Raw genomic sequence first — 16,634 nt, 5'->3', positions numbered from 1 at the left:
ATTACGTTGATAACATTATAAACTATGACAATTATAAAACGAAAGAGGAAGGGCTTTCACTTAGACGAAGTACGTCTCTCAAGCGTTGACTTTTGCTTGATTTCTCCATAAAATAAACTGCAGTTATTAAATTTGGCAGCAAAAAAATTTTTCACTATAATTTACATATCATAAAGTTAATAAACTTTTTTTTCCAATCATTTAAGTGATATAACGAAAGCGGGTGTTGCTCGTGCATTTATGGGCTTTACGAATATTCGGGGTAATAACAACAGCGGGAATGCTGATCGTGATCATTCAGGGCGCACTGGTTACACAGACGGGTTCCGGTGATGCCTGCGGCGCTGAATGGCCGCTGTGTTACGGTCAGTTAATTCCATCGAACCCGACGATTCCCACATTGATAGAATATACCCACCGGCTCGTCTCCGGGATAATGGGGTTAATGGTCATCACCCATGCTGTATGGAGCGCGGTCCGTTTAAAACATTTACGGGAAACACGGTTATTTGCTGTCTTGTCGGTTTTCTTCATCATTTTGCAAAGCCTTCTCGGAGCTGGAGCGGTAGTTTGGGGGCAGTCTGATGCGATCATGGCGCTTCACTTCGGCTTTTCCTTAATATCGTTTACGTCGGTTTTACTGTTGACTCTGCTTGCATTTGAAGACGGAAAAGCTACAAGGTTCACGACACCAAACATTTCAAACGCAATGAGAAAATATATTTATTTCTTGCTGATTTTTATCTATGCGGTTGTGTACACGGGCGCTTATGTTTCTCACACCGGCTCGGGAGGTGCCTGCGGAGGCTGGCCGTTATGTAACGGGAACTTAGTGCCGTCGTTGAATACTTCGGAGTTAATTCATTATTTCCACCGCTTCGCAGCCGGAACATTATTTTTATTTATGGTCAGTCTTTTAGCTGTTGCCTTTAAACACTGCAAAAAGCAACTGACTCTATATGTCAGTATATTGCTGAGCACGATTTTTATTACTGTCCAAGTCATCAGCGGAGCTTTTGTGATTTTCACAGGATTTAACCTTTATGCCACGATGTTTCATGCTTTTATGATCAGCGTCCTTTTTGGAACTTTCAGTTATACTGCGCTTTTAGCTAATCGATCGGGAATGAAGAAATAAAAAGCTGCCGGAACATATTGTTCCGGCAGCTTTTTTAAATTAATTATGCAAGATAGGAGCGAAGCATCCAATTGTGTTTTTCCACCGATTGGCGAAGTGCAATAAGCATGTCAGCAGTTGCTGCATCACCCGCATCATCTTCAAGTGTTTCAACATCATCGTCAAGTTCTTTTGCTACTTTTTCAAAATCAGCAATCAATGTATTTAACATTTCATCTGCTGTTGTTTCCCCTTTAGCTTCCTCAATTGTAGCAATGTTCAAATATTCTTTCATTGTAGCTGCAGGCTCGCCTTTCACAGCTAAGAGACGCTCAGCCAGCTCATCAATATGACCGGCCGCTTCATTGTAAAGCTCTTCGAATTTTTCATGAAGTGTAAAGAAGTGCGGTCCCTTGATAAACCAATGATAATTGTGCAGTTTAACAAACAAGACATTCCAGTTTGCCACATGGCGGTTTAGAATTTCCGCTGTTTTTGGATTTACTGATTGTGTTTTTGTTCTTGCCATTACGATCAACTCCCTAATAAATTTTCATTCATTCATGCTTTTAACCTAAAAGAGATTATTTTAAACCTCTTTATGTAATAATTATATCGTGACAATAGCTTGAAACGAGCATTGCATGAAGGATGTTCAAAATATTGTTGCATTTATCAAAAAAAAACAAGCCGTACTCTAAACGCCGGCTTGTTACTGTGATTTTTCTTTTTGTTCCATAGAGGATTCGTGAAGCGCTGATAGCTGCCGTTCCAATTTATCCATTAATTCTTTACCTTCTTCTTCATTGATCAGGTTAAGCCGGACAGCAAAATCAATTTCCCGCGACAACCCGAACATTTGTGTATCTAAAACCTCTTCATATAGCGGACATTGCGGCATCGTTAAATTCGTCATCTGTACTTCGATCAGCTTGAGAATTTTTTCAGCATCTTCCTGCAGAAGGGCATATGCTTTTTCGCTTTGTCCTGACAGGGTTTCAAGTGACACGTGAATCCCTCCTGTTCTTCATTCGGGAGATAATCTCCTGTTTTCTTATATATCATAAACAAAATTGTATGATTGTCTTTCCATCATATCGGTTATGATTCGAAATTGCAACATTTCAACATCTGCAATTCACCGGTGACAAAAATACCCTCAGCCTTTAAACTGTAAGAAGAAGGAGGGATTTTGTTGAAAGAAATGATCGTCCGTATCAAAGGAAATGTGAAGCACCCGATTACGCTTGATCCCGGCGTCTGGATATTTGATGACCGCCGCTTCACGCTAGATGCTTTTTTTTCGGGAGATGTATCTCACGTTGAACATAAAGAAGTTAAGGCGCTCGGCGATGCTTGGGATAACCAGCGAAAAGGGTTGAACCCGCAATCAAATCAAAACATCATTCACGTCGATAAAAAGGACCTTACTGAAAATTCGCTCGCAGTTCCGTTAAAACCGTTTTTAGACAATGCGGCACTGAACGACGACGCTGAATTTGTTCATCTGATGGATGGCAGCGGCAACGGTTCGACGATCACAAAGCAAGAAGCAGAAAGCGGCATTCTTGCCTTTTCGAAAGAAGGACGCCCTCTTAAGGATACCGGCCCCGTCCACTTTTATTTTGGCGACGGGTCAAACGAAGGCGAACCGATCACACATATCGAGGTAATTGAAATTGTATAAAAAAGCGTGCGCCCTCTGATGAAGGCGCACTTTTTTATTACTTTTTCATCGCGTCGGCAACTTGCTTATCAAGTTTATCCGCCGCTTCCTTGTCATAAGTTTTTTCAAATTTCGGCTCTGCGGTGATTCGGGAACCGTAAAACATTACGTCGCGGACTTCTTCGATCGCCACTTCAATCAATGCCAATTTTAACGGCACATCGTCCATACTTTCTTGAATAACTTCAGAAGTGCCTGTAATGGAATACGTCGATCCGCCGCCGATCATAGTTAACGTGATACGCGGCTGTTTGCGGAGATTTTCCACAATGCGGGAACGGTTATCTACAGCAAAACGAATTCGTTTACTGTCCATCGCATACACCCAAGAGATCGCGTTAACGTTTGGTCCCCCGGTTTCGTGATCAACCGTCGCGACAGTTACATACCGTTCTTCTTGCAATAGCGGCAATAATTCTTCAGTCAGTTCATTTTCTACTCGATTAGCCATGTTAGTGCCTCCTTTTTCTGATCTGATTTTATCATACCTTTTCGCAGGGAAACTGAAAACATTTATTTGCGATTTTCAGTCATAATTTCCCTGTGTTATACTTAAGCCAACGCTTTCGCTGAGAGGTGACGATCATGAAAGTTAAATGCGTCCTCTGCGATAAGGTAGAGTCGATTGATCCTCAGCTGCCGATTGCAAAAAAATTGCGCAATCGGCCGATTCACACATATATGTGCGAAAATTGTTATGACCGCATAAAGAAACGGACCGAAACGCGGATTAACAGCGGAGAGTTTCGACAGCATGCCCCGCAAGAGGAAAAAGATGATTATATTTAACAACGGCAATAAAAAACAGTCCGGCAGAGCTTATGCTCTGCCGGACTGTTTTTTATTGCCGCGACTGTTATTGTTATTGCTGCGAATCAGAAGCTTCGGCTTGTTGATGGCGCCGAAATTGCAGTTTATAAATTCCCAACACAGCTGCCGCAATCATAAGTGATTCAATAATCGGCATCGTAAAAGCGAAAAAAGTGATAAACATATTTCCGAAAAACATTACTGCGTAAACAACAACATTTTTTAACAGCGGCAGTTTTCTAGCAAATCCAAGGTTAAAAACTAGAATACTTAACAGGTTAATAATAATGTACATGACCCAAAAAGCCATGACAAAATTTTCTTCCGGATTTGCAGCTCCCAGCCACTCAGCAATCGGTGTGAAATCTGGCGCCGGCTCCCCGTTTCCGGTACTGAGAAAAATCATATTGTCACTCCTCATGAGGGTATTCCAAAGTTTTTGCAGACGCTGTTGATTATAGCATACATATTCATGAACCTCACAATATAAAAAGTCACCTTGCAATAATACTATGATTCCGCTTTATTTTTAAACAAAAATTTAGTAAACTCAGCTTTAGAAAAGGAGGTTAACGATGGACAGGTTTGATCTTATTTCGTTTATTTACGCTATTCTCGGCACCGCCGGTATGGTAGGGATCGGTATCTCTCTCGCTCAGCTCAGTTTAACCATTTTTACTGTCTCTTTTCTCCTGACACTCGGGGCATTTTTTTTCGGTTTTCGCCGAAAAAACAAACGGTACCCATCCCCTTCGCATACATCCTGACAGAGAAACGGGCGGGCATTTGCCCGCCCGCTTCTAAGACGTGTGCACTGTGTGTAAAATTTCTTTGTATACCCCGGGGTTGGCTGCCAAAAATGTGCCTTTTCCCATAAATGATAATTCTTTTCCTTCATAGTCAGAAGCAACCCCGCCAACCTCTCGAAGGATCGCACAGCCACCCGCAATGTCCCACGGCGCCAAATTGAAACTGATATATGCATCCAAACGCCCGCACGCGACATAAGCGATTTCCAAAGCCGCCGCTCCGTAAGAGCGCATACCTCGAGCTTGTTCGATTAATGCTTCCAGCCTTCGATCTTGAAGTACCCATCCGCTGTTAAAACTGATTAACGACCTATCTAAACGGCTCTCATATAAATCTGCAAGCCTTACCCCGTTCAAAAAAGCACCCTGCCCTTTCACCGAAGAAAACATTTCATCTTGAATGACATCATAAACAATTCCTACCAGCGGTTCACCGTTTTGATAAACCCCGATAGAGATCGCAAATCCAGTCCGCTGATGAACGAAATTCACTGTTCCGTCAATCGGGTCCAAAATCCAGACAATCCCGTTTAAATCATGAATGTCTTTGAAGGATCCTTCTTCTCCCATCAGGCGGTGACCGGGATATTGTTTGGCAATTTTATCTGCAAAGAAAGTTTCGATACTTTTATCCACCTCGGTAACAAGATCGTGTTCATCGGCTTTCGTATCTACGCTGTAACTTTCGTTCATTTCCCGCTTAATCTTAGCTGCTGCTTCATATGTCCACGATTCGGCGATGTCTTTTATCTCATTCATGTTTATTGAAGACTCAATCATATTAATGCCACTCCTTTATCTATCTTAGGTGCGTTTTCTAACTTATATCACAGTCACCCAATACCCGCAAACAAAAAAAGTGAACCCATCACTAGGTTCACAGAAAGGATATATCTTGATTAAGCTTCGAGTCGAAGCCACTCATAACGAAGTTGTTCAAGATTTTCTTTACATTGCTCGACAGCTGATGTTTCATTAGCTTCCATCGCATCATACAACGACTGGAGTTCGTAATCAATTTCCAGCTTCAGTACTGGGATACGATTCTCTCCATCTTTTCTTCGCAAAGTCTGAATGACCTTTTCCATTTTCCGCACCCCTTTTAATTAGTATGGTATTTCCTCCCAAAAACAGACAGCCAATCGATTTAAAAGTTTGATTACAATAATAAGATATTTATTAGAATTTTGCAACTATTCTGTTATGTTTATTTTGTGTTTTCCCATATTCTCAAATAAATAAACGTAATTGAGAAACAAATTATATTTCTTTTTTATAGAGGAATTGTTTGCTAAAATGATTATTAATTCAGAAAGGGGCTAACATACACATGGCATTTGATGGATTTACTCAAGAAGATTTTGATGTTTTTGCTGTTGAAGGACTTGATGAACGAATGACTGATATTAAATCGATTGTCAGACCGAAACTTGAAGCGCTCGGCGAAATATTCGCCGAAAAATTATCAGCGAAAATTGGAGAACCTATGTATTATCATGTCGCAAAGCACGCCCGCCGAAAAGTAAATCCTCCGGATGATACGTGGGTCGCTTTTGCTAATGATAAACGGGGCTATAAAAAGCTTCCTCATTTTCAAATCGGTTTGTTTGGATCCCATGTATTTATCTGGTTTGCGGTTATTTATGAATCACCGGTTAAAAAACCATTGGCCAACGAGTTCCAAGAACAAATTACCGATATTACTCAAAGAATTCCCGAACATTTTCATTGGTCCGTTGATCATACAAAACCCGAAGCTGTAAATCACGGCGATCTGTCAGAAGATGAACTGGAGCGTATGATTGAGCGGCTCGGATCTGTAAAAAAAGCCGAACTTCTTTGCGGGCTTCAAATCGCAAGCGATGATCCCCGCTTACAAGACGGCGATGAATTTATTGCAACAGTTGAACATGTCTTTGATACTGTTTTGCCGCTTTACGAGGCAGCCTCGCATATCTACACATGTCAATCGTAAACAAATAAAAGGAGGACGCCGATACTGCATCGGCGTCCTCCTTTTTCATTTCATTTTAATTACCTCTGTCTCGGCGTTCTCCCGTGCATGTTTAACAACATGATAAGCCGATTGACCGGTTTGTTCCTCGTAATCTTTAAAATGCTGCTTTTCTTCCGCCTTTGAAGGCACAACATTTTTAAATTGACGATAACGCGTTAATAACGTTTCACGGTCAACGCCTTTTTCATAAGCATCATTGACCGCTTCAAAAAAATGCACGACTTGAACAATCTCATCAGTCGTCCAATCCATCGAGATTGGAAACTTAATATCCGCTTCATTTCCCATATGAGCCACCTCTGTCCTCTTTCGTTTCATTGTTTGCTTCTCATTTTGTCAGGTTTTTGATATACTACCTCTGTTTCAATCAAATGCTACATGAAGCATCTTTTTCTTGTCAAACCGCTGTACAGAAAAATTCATTTATTGAGGTGACCCTTTTGTCTTCCCAACACCAAACACCGTTATTTGACGGACTTAAACAACATGCTGCTAAACAAACCGTGCCTTTCCATATTCCCGGGCATAAACGCGGAACCGGAATGGATCCTGAGTTTCGTCACTTCATCGGCGAAAACTTGCTCTCAATCGATCAAATTAATATTGAGCCGCTCGATGATCTTCATCATCCGCACGGCATCATCGACGAAGCGCAAAAACTGGCTGCCGAAGCGTTTAGCTCCGACTATACATTCTTCAGCGTGCAAGGGACGAGCGGTGCAATCATGTCGATGATCATGGCGGTTTGCGGACCGAACGATAAAATCATTGTTCCCCGCAATGTCCATAAATCAATCATGTCAGCTGTCGTTTTTTCCGGCGCGAAGCCCGTTTTTATTCATCCGGAATTGGACCGGGATCTTGGTATCTCTCATGGCGTTTCAGTTAATTCTGTTGCAAAAGCGATTCGCAACCATGAAGACGCGAAAGCGCTCCTCATGATAAATCCCACCTATTTCGGGATTTCCGCCGATTTGGAAACGATCGTTGAAACGGCCCATCATTATAATATACCTGTACTCGTCGATGAAGCTCACGGGGTTCACATCCATTTTCATGAGGAACTGCCGGTTTCTGCTATGCAAGCCGGCGCCGACATGTCAGCGACAAGCGTTCACAAACTGGGGGGGTCATTAACGCAAAGTTCTGTATTAAATGTTCAAGGCGAGCTCATCTCCCGCTCACGTGTACAAACGGTGATGAGTATGCTTACGACAACTTCTACTTCTTACCCGCTTCTTGCATCGCTCGATACGGCCAGGCGTTATTTAGCTGTTAACGGTCGGCAAGCATTGACGAATACGATCAAGCTGGCTGAAGATACGCGCAAACAGTTAAATGCCATCCCGGGCATTTACTGCCCGGGCCGTGAACTGCTCGATGGTAAAACACGGTTTGATTTCGATCCGACAAAACTGATTATTTCCCTTCGCGATTTGCAAATTGACGGGTACCAAATTGAGCAGGAACTTCGCCGCGAGTACAATATCGAAGTAGAGCTTTCCGACTTGTACAATCTATTGTGTATTTTGACACCCGGCGATACAGAAAAAACGGCCGGCCGGCTTGTTCAAGCGATCAAACAAATTGCCGCAAAATATTTCCGCGCTGAAAAGCCGGTGACAGATCAGCTGAACGTAGATATTCCGAATATCCCGATCTTAACCCTTTCACCGCGAGAAGCTTTTTACAGTGAAACGGAAATCGTTCCGTTAACCGAGTCAGCCGGAAGAATCAGTGCGGAATTCATAATGATCTATCCGCCCGGCATCCCGATTTTTATTCCCGGCGAAATCATCGAAAATGAGAACATTGACTATATCCTTAAAAACAAAGAGTCCGGACTTCCTGTTCAAGGTTTAGAGGATACAACACTTAAAAACATTCGAGTGATCCGCAGACAGGAAGCGATCAGATAAATCAAAGAAAAAGTGCCGGACAGTTAACTGTCCGGCACCGGCAATTTAATATTGCGGCTCAAGCATCGCAGGCGGCAATACGGATAAAAAGAATTCCCGCAAAGACTCAACATCGGCATCTTCTGTCACACGAAATGTTTTGCGCACATATTCCGTATCATCCAAATCTTCCCGGTTTAATAAGCAGGACCTTCCTGACTGCATACAAGTGATCAGCGGCTTGCCAAAAAACAAATTCGTATACACAATCGCAAAATCATACCTTGAATATTCTGTTGTCATTCCGACAAATTGGACATTCGCCCGTTCTGATTCATCATATAGACGTTCAAATTCCATCAGAATGATCCCTCCTTCCGGTTGCATCGTTTGACTGCCAACGTCGGCCGCAGTTTAGCATACTATACCCCGCTATTTTTTTAGTAAACCTGATTACCGTAATGTTGATTGTTTTACATGTATGAATTGCAGCACTTCAGAAATAAATATCCGATCCTCACGCGTATAAATATAGTTATGATTTGTAAATTGCACCGTTACAAAATATGAAGTCCGGCCGTCGATCGGTATCGGTACATAAAAAACATGTTCTGCCCCTTTATTAATATAGCCGCCAGAGAGCATTTTGTCAGTTAAAAAGAAACCTTCACCTAACCGGTTTTGTTCTTTATTATGTTTTTCTTCGCCAAGAGACAATATTGTCGTTAAAATTCCATTTGACGAGCGTGAGAGTGTAAAAGACAGCTCTTGATCGGTCTTCTCATAAACAGCCTCGATCATAAATCGAATAAATTCTTCACGTGTGTTGGCATAATCATATGCCGCCCCGATATGCAGACGCAGTTCATCTAAAAAATCAGATTTATTCATTACGATCATCACCATCTTTTTATCGAATGATTAAGTATTACAGTGAGTCTAACATCTATAGGGAAAAAAACGTGTCGTCTTTTGTCAAAAACATAAAAAATATTTAAAAAAAAATGAGCCTTTTCGGCTCAATTTTTCTTACCCCCATAAATAATGGATGATTTCTGCTGTTTCTTCCAATGTGTAAGGCTGCCAAAATAGCTCGCCGTATATCAACAAGTCATGATGTAAATGCAGTCCGCTTCCGTCTTCATCAAGCGCGCCGCTCGTTCCGCTATTGCCGACATAACCGATTTTTGTATCTTCGTCGACGGTTTGTCCGACCTCAATCTCCTCGGGTATATCATCTAAATGGGCATAACGCATCATCACTCCGTCCGGGTATTGCACCCAAACTTGCTGCCCGCGCAAGCGGTCAAGAATATACTCAGGCGTATACCCTTCATCTTCAGCAATCGCCAAATCTTCATTTCTTTCATCATGCGATTGATAGTCTTCAAAATCGTGGTCAGCCCGGACAACTTCACCTTCTGCTTGCGCAAGAACAGGCGTTTCTGTCGTTATATCAGCAGCTGAAGTATGATCGTACCAATCGATCCCTTCATGCTCACCGTTACGATAGTCACGCGGAGCCCCCGGTAAATGACTCGATTCCGTGCTTACCGTTGCATTTTCAATCGGTGATGCCATAAAAGATAAATAGTCTTTCATTTCTTCTTGCGAAAGATCTTCCAGATTAAATCCGTCATCTTTCGGTTCACCGATTGCCTCTGTTAAAGAGTCTTCCCAATTAAATGAAACGATCCCTTGGTCCGCCTCAAACTCTTTTTCAAAGCCGACTTGCAGAAATTCTTTCGACACATATGGAGTGCCGTCTTCGATACGGAACGTCACATCGTCAGACGGCAAATAAATCCCGTCCCGTTCTACAACAGGCACCCCCTCGACAAAGAAAAAACTATGGTTGCCGACTTTCAAATCCGCAGTCCGATCGGTTTCATCAGCCTCGAGCTCTGCATCAATCCGCTCAGCCAAATCTTTTAAGGAAACAAAAGACTCGTCGTCATTTAACGCATGGGTTTCCAGCATGTAACGGCTGTTGTCTTTTTCATTCTTTTCTTCAGCGTTACTATTTTTGTCATTTGCATCGTTGTTTGCGACTGAGTTGTTTTCTCGCTCTGTATTCTCGCTGGAAATTTCCGTTTCATTTTCAGCCGTGCTGCAGCCCGCAGCCAAAAGCATGCCGGCGATCGATATCATAACTGTACGTTTCATCTTCATTCCGTCCTTTTTCGTGATTAATCGTTATTTTCAATTTTATCTGGATCAAGAAATTCATATCCTTGATCCCGAAGACCTGCGATAATTCCTTCCAGCGCTTCTTTTGAGTGTTCCCGGTCGTGCATGAGCAGGTTGGCGCCATTTTTCAACAATTCCGTTTCAACCATAATCTCTTCCAACGGTTCCGGCTCCATGTAATCAGGCTCCCAGTCGTACCCGTACGTCCAATTCATCCACTGCATATTTTTTTCTTCCAGCAATTCCTTGCTGTACTCGGTATTATGGCCAAGCGGAGCGCGAAAAAACCGCGGCCGTTCGCCGATAATCTCTTCCACCAAGTCATTTAAATCAACGATTTCGTCGTATTGTTCCTCTTCAGTCACATCGTCAGCGGCCAAATCAAGGTGATTCATCGTATGATTTCCGATCTCAAAGCCCAACTCATGGATCGCTTTCAGCTCTTCGCGCCCTTCGTCACTTTGCAAAAAATGACCGTTAACAAAAAAGATCGCCGGCACATCATTCTCAGCTAAAATTTCCGCCATTTCAACCCCGTTATCGTCCGGAGCATCATCAATCGTCATCAAAACGACCTCTTCATCCGCATCATCGACCGGCTGAAGTGAGCTGTCTTCAGCAATCTCATAGGCTTCCTCCAGGTCATTATTCTCCGCGCTGTTATCTTCACCGTGATCGCTGTTATTCTCAGCGTTACTTGCGGTGTCCTCGTTTACATTGTTGTTTTCCTCTGTATCAATTTCTGCTTGATTCTCATTTTCTTCCTGATGCTCTTCAGGGATATTTTCGTTATGATTATTGTTAGTCAATTCAATGTTTTCTGCTTCCTCGTTATTTCCGCAGGCAGCGGTAATCACTGTTGCCGACACCAACAAGGCTGGATATATATATCGTTTCATAAGCGCATCTCCTCGAAAAAAATTATTTAACCTAGTAGATTTTAACATATAACTTGATTCGACTGGCGAGTGATTTAAAAAAAGTTTCACGTTAAAAAAATACTTGCCACATGAAAGACTTAGCAGCTCCCCTTTTGGAAAATAGTCCGTGCTTCCCAGTTCTGCCTCTTGACCTCACTGCAAAATTCGTTAAAATAAATGGGTTGACTACTATCAAACAAATTTTTTACGCCGTCAAAAAGAAAGGTGATTATAGTGAAAAAATTAACACCTGTCTTCCTCATTGGATTCTCAATCGCTTTTGCGTTTATTGTGTGGGGGGTCATCGCACCTGATAACCTTGAATATATTACGGGATCGATTCAAGGCTTCATTACCGAACAGTTCGGCTGGTTTTATTTATTAGCAGCAACCGGCTTCGTCGCCTTTGCCATTTTCTTAGCCATCAGCCCGTACGGAAGAATTAAACTTGGCAAAGAAGATGAGGAACCGGAATATAGTTACTTAACATGGTTCTCGTTTCTTTTTACAGCGGGAATGGGCATCGGACTGGTCTTTTGGGGAGTGGCTGAGCCGATGAGCCATGTGTTTGAACCTTCGCCGCACGCAGGAACTGAAGGAGGTACGATCGATGCCGCGGGTGCAGCTCTGCGCTATTCTTTTTTCCATTGGGGTGTTCATCCCTGGGCGATCTATTCTGTTGTCGCTTTGACACTCGCCTATTTTAAATTTCGGAAAAATTCTCCCGGGGTTGTGAGCGCCGCATTTGAACCTTTGATCGGCGAGAAAGCTAACGGCGGTATGGGGACAGCGATCAATACAATTGTCGTCTTTGCGACAATTTTCGGTGTCGCCACTTCTCTAGGTTTTGGAACCGCGCAATTAGGCGGCGGTTTAAATATCATTTTCGGCATGGATAACACAATCACTTTGCAAATGATCATCATTTTAGTGATCACTGTTTTATATATGATTTCTTCACTGACCGGCTTAGATGTCGGCATTCGCATCTTGAGCAGAGTGAATATTTTCCTCGCTGTCATGCTGATGTTGTTTCTGCTTTTCAGCGGACCGACAAACTTTATTATGAATTCTTTCACACAAACATTCGGCGCTTATATTGCCGATTTTATTAACATGAGTTTTCAGCTTGATACATTCGACGTAGACACGACATGGGTCGACGGATGGACGATCTTTTATTGGGCTTGGTGGATTGCTTGGGCGCCGTTTGTCGGCACATTTATCGCCCGTGTATCCCGCGGCCGGACGATCCGTGAATTTATCATCGGTGTTATTGCCGTTCCGACTGTTTTCGGTGCACTATGGTTTTCCGTCTTCGGCGGTTCAGCGATCAATTTGCAATTTTTTCAAGGTGTCGATATTTATTCGGTTATTCAAAACGAAGGAAATGAGACGGCTTTATTCACTGTTTTGCAGGAGTATAATCTCGGCAGCGTGTTATCGATTATTGCCCTGCTCTTAATCGCCTCATTTTTTATTACATCTGCTGACTCCGCAACGTTTGTACTCGGCATGCAAACAACGCACGGCAGTTTGAATCCGCCAAATAACGTCAAGTTGATTTGGGGTGTTATTCAATCCGCGACAGCTGCTGTGCTGCTGCTTTCCGGCGGTCTCGAAGCGCTTGAAACCGCTGCGATTATTGCCGCCTTTCCGTTTGTGATTATCATGATCTTTATGGTGATAAGCTTAATGAAATCGCTCCGTAAAGAAATGATTCCGCCGCGCCGAAAAATAGCACGCCCGCCTAAAAAAGAACGTTCATAAATAATCATCGTTCAGACCGCCGGATTACAATAATCGGCGGTCTTTTATCTGTTTATCATTCTAATAACAGTTCGATTACATCGGACTGTTCCGGCTTGTTATTTGTTATGATCATTTTAGATGCAAACGGACTGCATATTAAAACAGAAATTCCTGTTTTTCTTCTTGAACGTATTTAGGAGGTCATAATGTGAAATCTATACTGCTTTTTGCGGTATTGCTCGTACCGCTGATTAACAGCTGTTCAAACGGCGGAGACATACAAGCTGAATATCCCTTTTTAGATCAAGAAGACGATGAAGGAGCTATTGCGCTATTATTTTCTGATGAGACCGATTACGATCAGGAAAATGATTATTACGATGCATTAATAACGATGCAACAGCAACACCCGGGTATGCTGGAAAAAGTCGAGATCGTCTCTAAGCAGCAAAACATGCTGACCGACCACTTTGATGTATCATCGTATCCGTCCTTGCTAATCATTGATGATATGGAAGAACAAGTTCGTGTTTCCGGCGAAAACAATTTTTCATACATCGTGCGCGAGCTTGAATCTGAATTCCCGCTCGTTAAAAGATAATCCGTAACTTGTTATATAGAGAAAAAAGGAGTGAATCACTTAGATTCACTCCTTTTGTTCACCTATCAGGAATTGACCATTTCTTCAACTTGCTCTTCATTCTCCTCAATCCATTCTTCTGCTGACTCTTCGAATGGACGATCATCCTCTTCATATTCAAGCATCATTTCTTCTAGGTCACTGACTTCAATTTCCCAGTTAGATAATATCTCGTAAACTTCCGGGTGCTTTTCTTCTACCCCTTCATAAGAAAGGACATATACATCATCTTCCTTAAAGTACTCTTCTTCATCCTCTAAAAATTTCAAGTCCATATCCGCAAACATCGAGTGCGGACGCCAGCCTGTGAAAACGACCGGCTCTTCGTTTTCAACCATGCTCTGTACATCAGAAAGCATTGCCGGTTCACTCGAAGTCAACAGTTCATATTCATCATGAAGATCGTAGCCGTCCATGACATCTTCAGAAATCGTTACAATTCCTGCGCCCGGATCTATCCCCAGTACTTGGTTGTCGTATTTATCGCCTTGATCAATTAAATCCGAGATCGAATCCTCTGCGACATATTCAGGCACAACCCAGCCGAGCGGAGCTTCTTCGTAACTTACCGTCACTTGCTGCAATTCATCTTCATATTCATTCCAAAGTTCTTCTTCAGTATAGGGAAGCCAAGCATCCATGAAGAAATCAATATCTTCATTCGCGAGTCCTTCCCAAATGATCGGCTGATCCAAAAACTCAAAGTCAACTTCATAACCTTCATCCTGTAAAATTTGACTGATGATTTCAGTCGGTGCCTCTGTGCTTGTCCATGTCGTCACACCAAAGGTAATGACTTGATCGTCACCTTCAAGCTCTCCCGCTTCTTCCTCTGACACTGCTTCGTTTGCTTCGTTGTTATTTTCATTGGTTGTATCATTGTTTATGTTGTTATTATCTTCGTTTGCGTTTTCGCCGCATGCCGCTAAAGTTAAGAGCATACTCCCGGTTAATATTGAAACGTTTAGTGTCTTCTTCATGTTTTCTCCACACCTTTCAATTGATTGTATTGTTCTCTTATTGTCTCCGGTGTAAACTGCAGCGTATCCGCTCCTGCCCCTTTCCAAGATCGATACGTTTCGCCGTTCATTTTTTTAACTAATTCTTCGGTATCATAAACTTCCATGTCATAAACCCAATTTGCCATGATCAGCATTGCTGACATGTGAGCGCCTTCGTTCGTCGTAGCAATAAGATCTTTCAATAAATGTACCTTGTAATTTCGGAAATAAGCATCAAAGACACTTGTCATTAAACAGCCGTCGGTTACAAATCCCGCCATAACTACATCTGTTACATTCAAACTGCGGAGCATTAGATCCAGACTCGTTTCATGAAACGAACTCCAACGATATTTATCAATAACCGGTTCTCCTTTTTGAGGAGCAATTTCGTCAAATATTTCTATTTGATCAGTCCCGTCATGATAATAAATCGGTTCTCCTTTTTCATTCAAAGGTTCTTCATTCGATAAACCGGTGCCGTCAGCGCGGTTAATCTGACGCGTGTAAATGATCGGAATTCCTTGCTCGCGAAAATACGGCAAATAGTGAGCTGCTTTTTCGATGACCTGATCTACATCAGCAATGCCAAAACTGCTTTCTTTTTGCATATCAATAAGTACAACCGCTGTTTTTGTTTTATCCATCTTCTTCACCTTTTTCTTCTTTTTTAGGGAAATAATCGAAAATTTCGCCGGTTTCCATCGCGTACGCCAATCGCATTGTCCAGTCAAAATAATCGAAAGTGCTTTCCATATTTTTTTTGTCCTTTTGAGCAGCATCACGTACATGATTATCATCTGATTTAAGCATTTCATCAAACACCGGCTTAGCCTGTTCTGATGCTTTCATAATCAAATTTTTTTCATGACGGATTTGTTTGACAAAGTAGTTGATAAAGTTTTTTAAGAAATCTTTTTCCGCAATAAAGTGATCTTTGCGCTCACCTTTTTTCCAGACTTTAATGACCATTTCTGTATCAAGCAGTTCGCGCATGCCGTTGCTTACGCTTGCTTTACTCATCGCTACTTCATCCTTAATATCCTCAAGCGACATCGGTTCCTCTGAATAGTATAGAACACCATAGATTCGGCCGACGGAAGGGGAAACACCGTAAATCTCCATTGACTGTGCGATCGCGCTGATCATAACATCACGTGCTTCATTTAATTTATCACTGTCCGTATGAGACATTTTGGCCCTCCTCTTCTATTCATTTAAGTTCAATTTGTTTAATTTAGATTATATGAATTGAACAAATTAAATATATATCATTTATACATGTTGCGCAAATATCACTTTTAGCTTCTATCTCGAGATATTTATAGATAAACAAAGTAAATACAAGGTAATCGAATCAAACAAAAAATCCTCCGCTGTTTTAGCGGAGGATCCAGACTGTAGACAAAGTCATCACATCGATCGATGTCATGTTAAAAGGAACGGATGACGGCGCATCGTCCGGCTTCTTTCACCTGAAGGTATCACTGCGACATCGGCTCAAAAAGACTTCGCCGTGTCTTACTAGTCCGCAGGCGAGCGCCGATCCGCTTCGGGCTGATGCCCTGCAGGGTATCGCCTGTCTCGCTATCTCGCAGGAGAAAGCCGGGATGCCGGGTCATCCTTCTGCTTTGAAACGAGTGTATTCATAAAAAAAGCCATGCATCCACTCCTCCGACGCCTCCGGGAAAGCAAGAGACGATGATCCGGATTCGACGGTCTGAGACCGCCGAATCCTAGCTGAGTCCTTGCCC

Annotated in this window: 23 protein-coding genes; 9 read left to right on the top strand and 14 right to left on the bottom strand. The window is 42.4% G+C overall.

Going from position 1 to position 16,634, the window contains the following annotated elements; translation table 11 throughout:
• Positions 1-232: 232 nt before the first annotated feature.
• A complete protein-coding gene (locus EDD67_RS06500; RefSeq protein ID WP_242005991.1) occupies positions 233-1,138 on the top strand; it encodes a COX15/CtaA family protein in 906 nt (301 codons plus the stop codon).
• Between the two features lie 43 nt (positions 1,139-1,181).
• On the opposite strand, the gene EDD67_RS06495 is transcribed toward EDD67_RS06500, so the two are convergent.
• A complete protein-coding gene (locus tag EDD67_RS06495; protein ID WP_121439736.1) occupies positions 1,182-1,646 on the bottom strand; it encodes a Dps family protein in 465 nt (154 codons plus the stop codon).
• Between the two features lie 183 nt (positions 1,647-1,829).
• The gene (locus EDD67_RS06490; protein ID WP_093071690.1) at positions 1,830-2,126 is read right to left on the bottom strand and encodes an Fpa/YlaN family protein; all 297 of its coding nucleotides are present in this window, start codon (positions 2,124-2,126) and stop codon (positions 1,830-1,832) included.
• A gap of 195 nt (positions 2,127-2,321) precedes the next feature.
• On the opposite strand from EDD67_RS06490, the gene EDD67_RS06485 reads away from it, so the two are divergent.
• A complete protein-coding gene (locus tag EDD67_RS06485) occupies positions 2,322-2,804 on the top strand; it encodes a peptidyl-prolyl cis-trans isomerase (protein WP_371859265.1) in 483 nt (160 codons plus the stop codon).
• Positions 2,805-2,841: 37 nt separating this feature from the next.
• Here EDD67_RS06485 and EDD67_RS06480 read toward each other — a convergent pair whose 3' ends face one another.
• Complete coding sequence (locus tag EDD67_RS06480; protein WP_093071688.1) at positions 2,842-3,294, bottom strand: pyridoxamine 5'-phosphate oxidase family protein; 453 nt, start codon at positions 3,292-3,294, stop codon at positions 2,842-2,844.
• A gap of 134 nt (positions 3,295-3,428) precedes the next feature.
• On the opposite strand from EDD67_RS06480, the gene EDD67_RS06475 reads away from it, so the two are divergent.
• Positions 3,429-3,632: a YlaI family protein gene (locus EDD67_RS06475; RefSeq protein WP_093071687.1), complete on the top strand. Its 204-nt coding sequence runs from the start codon at positions 3,429-3,431 to the stop codon at positions 3,630-3,632.
• 73 nt (positions 3,633-3,705) lie between these two features.
• Here EDD67_RS06475 and EDD67_RS06470 read toward each other — a convergent pair whose 3' ends face one another.
• On the bottom strand, positions 3,706-4,059 hold the full coding sequence (locus EDD67_RS06470) for a YlaH-like family protein (RefSeq protein WP_093071686.1): 354 nt from the start codon (positions 4,057-4,059) through the stop codon (positions 3,706-3,708).
• A gap of 169 nt (positions 4,060-4,228) precedes the next feature.
• Between EDD67_RS06470 and EDD67_RS06465 the strand changes: the two genes are divergently transcribed.
• Complete coding sequence (locus EDD67_RS06465) at positions 4,229-4,420, top strand: DUF5325 family protein (protein ID WP_093071685.1); 192 nt, start codon at positions 4,229-4,231, stop codon at positions 4,418-4,420.
• 33 nt (positions 4,421-4,453) lie between these two features.
• On the opposite strand, the gene EDD67_RS06460 is transcribed toward EDD67_RS06465, so the two are convergent.
• Together EDD67_RS06460 and EDD67_RS06455 are read right to left on the bottom strand one after the other, a co-directional pair.
• Complete coding sequence (locus EDD67_RS06460) at positions 4,454-5,242, bottom strand: inositol monophosphatase family protein (protein ID WP_242005992.1); 789 nt, start codon at positions 5,240-5,242, stop codon at positions 4,454-4,456.
• A gap of 119 nt (positions 5,243-5,361) precedes the next feature.
• Complete coding sequence (locus EDD67_RS06455; RefSeq protein ID WP_093071684.1) at positions 5,362-5,550, bottom strand: hypothetical protein; 189 nt, start codon at positions 5,548-5,550, stop codon at positions 5,362-5,364.
• Positions 5,551-5,792: 242 nt separating this feature from the next.
• Here EDD67_RS06455 and EDD67_RS06450 point away from each other — a divergent pair, with 242 nt between their 5' ends.
• Positions 5,793-6,437: a YktB family protein gene (locus tag EDD67_RS06450; RefSeq protein WP_121439738.1), complete on the top strand. Its 645-nt coding sequence runs from the start codon at positions 5,793-5,795 to the stop codon at positions 6,435-6,437.
• Positions 6,438-6,482: 45 nt separating this feature from the next.
• Here EDD67_RS06450 and EDD67_RS06445 read toward each other — a convergent pair whose 3' ends face one another.
• The gene (locus EDD67_RS06445; protein ID WP_121439739.1) at positions 6,483-6,767 is read right to left on the bottom strand and encodes a UPF0223 family protein; all 285 of its coding nucleotides are present in this window, start codon (positions 6,765-6,767) and stop codon (positions 6,483-6,485) included.
• 152 nt (positions 6,768-6,919) lie between these two features.
• On the opposite strand from EDD67_RS06445, the gene EDD67_RS06440 reads away from it, so the two are divergent.
• Positions 6,920-8,398 carry an aminotransferase class I/II-fold pyridoxal phosphate-dependent enzyme gene (locus tag EDD67_RS06440; protein WP_244922838.1) on the top strand — a complete coding sequence of 493 codons (1,479 nt, stop codon included), beginning with the start codon at positions 6,920-6,922 and terminating at the stop codon, positions 8,396-8,398.
• Between the two features lie 45 nt (positions 8,399-8,443).
• Here the strand turns inward: EDD67_RS06440 and EDD67_RS06435 are convergent, their stop codons facing one another.
• The 4 genes from EDD67_RS06435 to EDD67_RS06420 form a co-directional block, all read right to left on the bottom strand.
• Complete coding sequence (locus EDD67_RS06435; RefSeq protein WP_177169778.1) at positions 8,444-8,737, bottom strand: DUF3055 domain-containing protein; 294 nt, start codon at positions 8,735-8,737, stop codon at positions 8,444-8,446.
• Between the two features lie 93 nt (positions 8,738-8,830).
• The gene (locus EDD67_RS06430) at positions 8,831-9,268 is read right to left on the bottom strand and encodes a hypothetical protein (RefSeq protein ID WP_121439741.1); all 438 of its coding nucleotides are present in this window, start codon (positions 9,266-9,268) and stop codon (positions 8,831-8,833) included.
• Positions 9,269-9,406: 138 nt separating this feature from the next.
• Entirely contained in the window at positions 9,407-10,543 is a 1,137-nt protein-coding gene (locus EDD67_RS06425) for a peptidoglycan DD-metalloendopeptidase family protein (RefSeq protein WP_158638203.1), read from the bottom strand.
• 23 nt (positions 10,544-10,566) lie between these two features.
• The gene (locus EDD67_RS06420) at positions 10,567-11,466 is read right to left on the bottom strand and encodes a polysaccharide deacetylase family protein (RefSeq protein WP_121439742.1); all 900 of its coding nucleotides are present in this window, start codon (positions 11,464-11,466) and stop codon (positions 10,567-10,569) included.
• A 255-nt stretch (positions 11,467-11,721) separates the two neighbouring features.
• Here EDD67_RS06420 and EDD67_RS06415 point away from each other — a divergent pair, with 255 nt between their 5' ends.
• Positions 11,722-13,257, top strand: a complete 1,536-nt coding sequence (locus EDD67_RS06415) for a glycine betaine uptake BCCT transporter (protein ID WP_121439743.1) — start codon at positions 11,722-11,724, stop codon at positions 13,255-13,257.
• 190 nt (positions 13,258-13,447) lie between these two features.
• Positions 13,448-13,840 (top strand): hypothetical protein, encoded by a 393-nt coding sequence (locus EDD67_RS06410; protein WP_121439744.1) that lies wholly within the window; start codon positions 13,448-13,450, stop codon positions 13,838-13,840.
• Between the two features lie 65 nt (positions 13,841-13,905).
• Here the strand turns inward: EDD67_RS06410 and EDD67_RS06405 are convergent, their stop codons facing one another.
• Genes EDD67_RS06405 through EDD67_RS06395 form a run of 3 tightly spaced genes read right to left on the bottom strand, consistent with a single transcriptional unit; the run spans position 13,906 to position 16,074 of the window.
• The gene (locus EDD67_RS06405; protein ID WP_121439745.1) at positions 13,906-14,859 is read right to left on the bottom strand and encodes a glycine betaine ABC transporter substrate-binding protein; all 954 of its coding nucleotides are present in this window, start codon (positions 14,857-14,859) and stop codon (positions 13,906-13,908) included.
• Complete coding sequence (locus tag EDD67_RS06400) at positions 14,856-15,527, bottom strand: cysteine hydrolase family protein (RefSeq protein ID WP_121439746.1); 672 nt, start codon at positions 15,525-15,527, stop codon at positions 14,856-14,858. The genes EDD67_RS06405 and EDD67_RS06400 overlap by 4 nt, the downstream gene beginning before the upstream one ends.
• The gene (locus tag EDD67_RS06395) at positions 15,520-16,074 is read right to left on the bottom strand and encodes a GbsR/MarR family transcriptional regulator (protein WP_093075445.1); all 555 of its coding nucleotides are present in this window, start codon (positions 16,072-16,074) and stop codon (positions 15,520-15,522) included. Before EDD67_RS06395 ends, EDD67_RS06400 begins: the two co-directional genes overlap by 8 nt.
• A 236-nt stretch (positions 16,075-16,310) precedes the next feature.
• Here EDD67_RS06395 and EDD67_RS06390 point away from each other — a divergent pair, with 236 nt between their 5' ends.
• Positions 16,311-16,532 carry a hypothetical protein gene (locus EDD67_RS06390; RefSeq protein ID WP_123875813.1) on the top strand — a complete coding sequence of 74 codons (222 nt, stop codon included), beginning with the start codon at positions 16,311-16,313 and terminating at the stop codon, positions 16,530-16,532.
• Positions 16,533-16,634 lie beyond the last annotated feature (102 nt).

Source organism: Salisediminibacterium halotolerans (assembly GCF_003814815.1).
Classification (GTDB): Bacteria; Bacillota; Bacilli; order Bacillales; family Salisediminibacteriaceae; genus Salisediminibacterium; species Salisediminibacterium halotolerans.
The sequence above is the reverse complement of the archived record's forward strand: the minus strand, read 5'-3'. Positions and strand labels throughout refer to the sequence as shown.

Bases quoted from the DNA above. Each gene is read 5' to 3' on its own strand.
- EDD67_RS06495 (WP_121439736.1), bottom strand. From the start codon at position 1,646: ATGGCAAGAACAAAAACACAATCAGTAAATCCAAAAACAGCGGAAATT.
- EDD67_RS06485 (WP_371859265.1), top strand. From the start codon at position 2,322: ATGATCGTCCGTATCAAAGGAAATGTGAAGCACCCGATTACGCTTGAT.
- EDD67_RS06480 (WP_093071688.1), bottom strand. From the start codon at position 3,294: ATGGCTAATCGAGTAGAAAATGAACTGACTGAAGAATTATTGCCGCTA.
- EDD67_RS06475 (WP_093071687.1), top strand. From the start codon at position 3,429: ATGAAAGTTAAATGCGTCCTCTGCGATAAGGTAGAGTCGATTGATCCT.
- EDD67_RS06470 (WP_093071686.1), bottom strand. From the start codon at position 4,059: ATGATTTTTCTCAGTACCGGAAACGGGGAGCCGGCGCCAGATTTCACA.
- EDD67_RS06465 (WP_093071685.1), top strand. From the start codon at position 4,229: ATGGACAGGTTTGATCTTATTTCGTTTATTTACGCTATTCTCGGCACC.
- EDD67_RS06460 (WP_242005992.1), bottom strand. From the start codon at position 5,242: ATGATTGAGTCTTCAATAAACATGAATGAGATAAAAGACATCGCCGAA.
- EDD67_RS06455 (WP_093071684.1), bottom strand. From the start codon at position 5,550: ATGGAAAAGGTCATTCAGACTTTGCGAAGAAAAGATGGAGAGAATCGT.
- EDD67_RS06450 (WP_121439738.1), top strand. From the start codon at position 5,793: ATGGCATTTGATGGATTTACTCAAGAAGATTTTGATGTTTTTGCTGTT.
- EDD67_RS06445 (WP_121439739.1), bottom strand. From the start codon at position 6,767: ATGGGAAATGAAGCGGATATTAAGTTTCCAATCTCGATGGATTGGACG.
- EDD67_RS06435 (WP_177169778.1), bottom strand. From the start codon at position 8,737: ATGGAATTTGAACGTCTATATGATGAATCAGAACGGGCGAATGTCCAA.
- EDD67_RS06430 (WP_121439741.1), bottom strand. From the start codon at position 9,268: ATGAATAAATCTGATTTTTTAGATGAACTGCGTCTGCATATCGGGGCG.
- EDD67_RS06425 (WP_158638203.1), bottom strand. From the start codon at position 10,543: ATGAAACGTACAGTTATGATATCGATCGCCGGCATGCTTTTGGCTGCG.
- EDD67_RS06420 (WP_121439742.1), bottom strand. From the start codon at position 11,466: ATGAAACGATATATATATCCAGCCTTGTTGGTGTCGGCAACAGTGATT.
- EDD67_RS06405 (WP_121439745.1), bottom strand. From the start codon at position 14,859: ATGAAGAAGACACTAAACGTTTCAATATTAACCGGGAGTATGCTCTTA.
- EDD67_RS06400 (WP_121439746.1), bottom strand. From the start codon at position 15,527: ATGGATAAAACAAAAACAGCGGTTGTACTTATTGATATGCAAAAAGAA.
- EDD67_RS06395 (WP_093075445.1), bottom strand. From the start codon at position 16,074: ATGTCTCATACGGACAGTGATAAATTAAATGAAGCACGTGATGTTATG.
- EDD67_RS06390 (WP_123875813.1), top strand. From the start codon at position 16,311: ATGTTAAAAGGAACGGATGACGGCGCATCGTCCGGCTTCTTTCACCTG.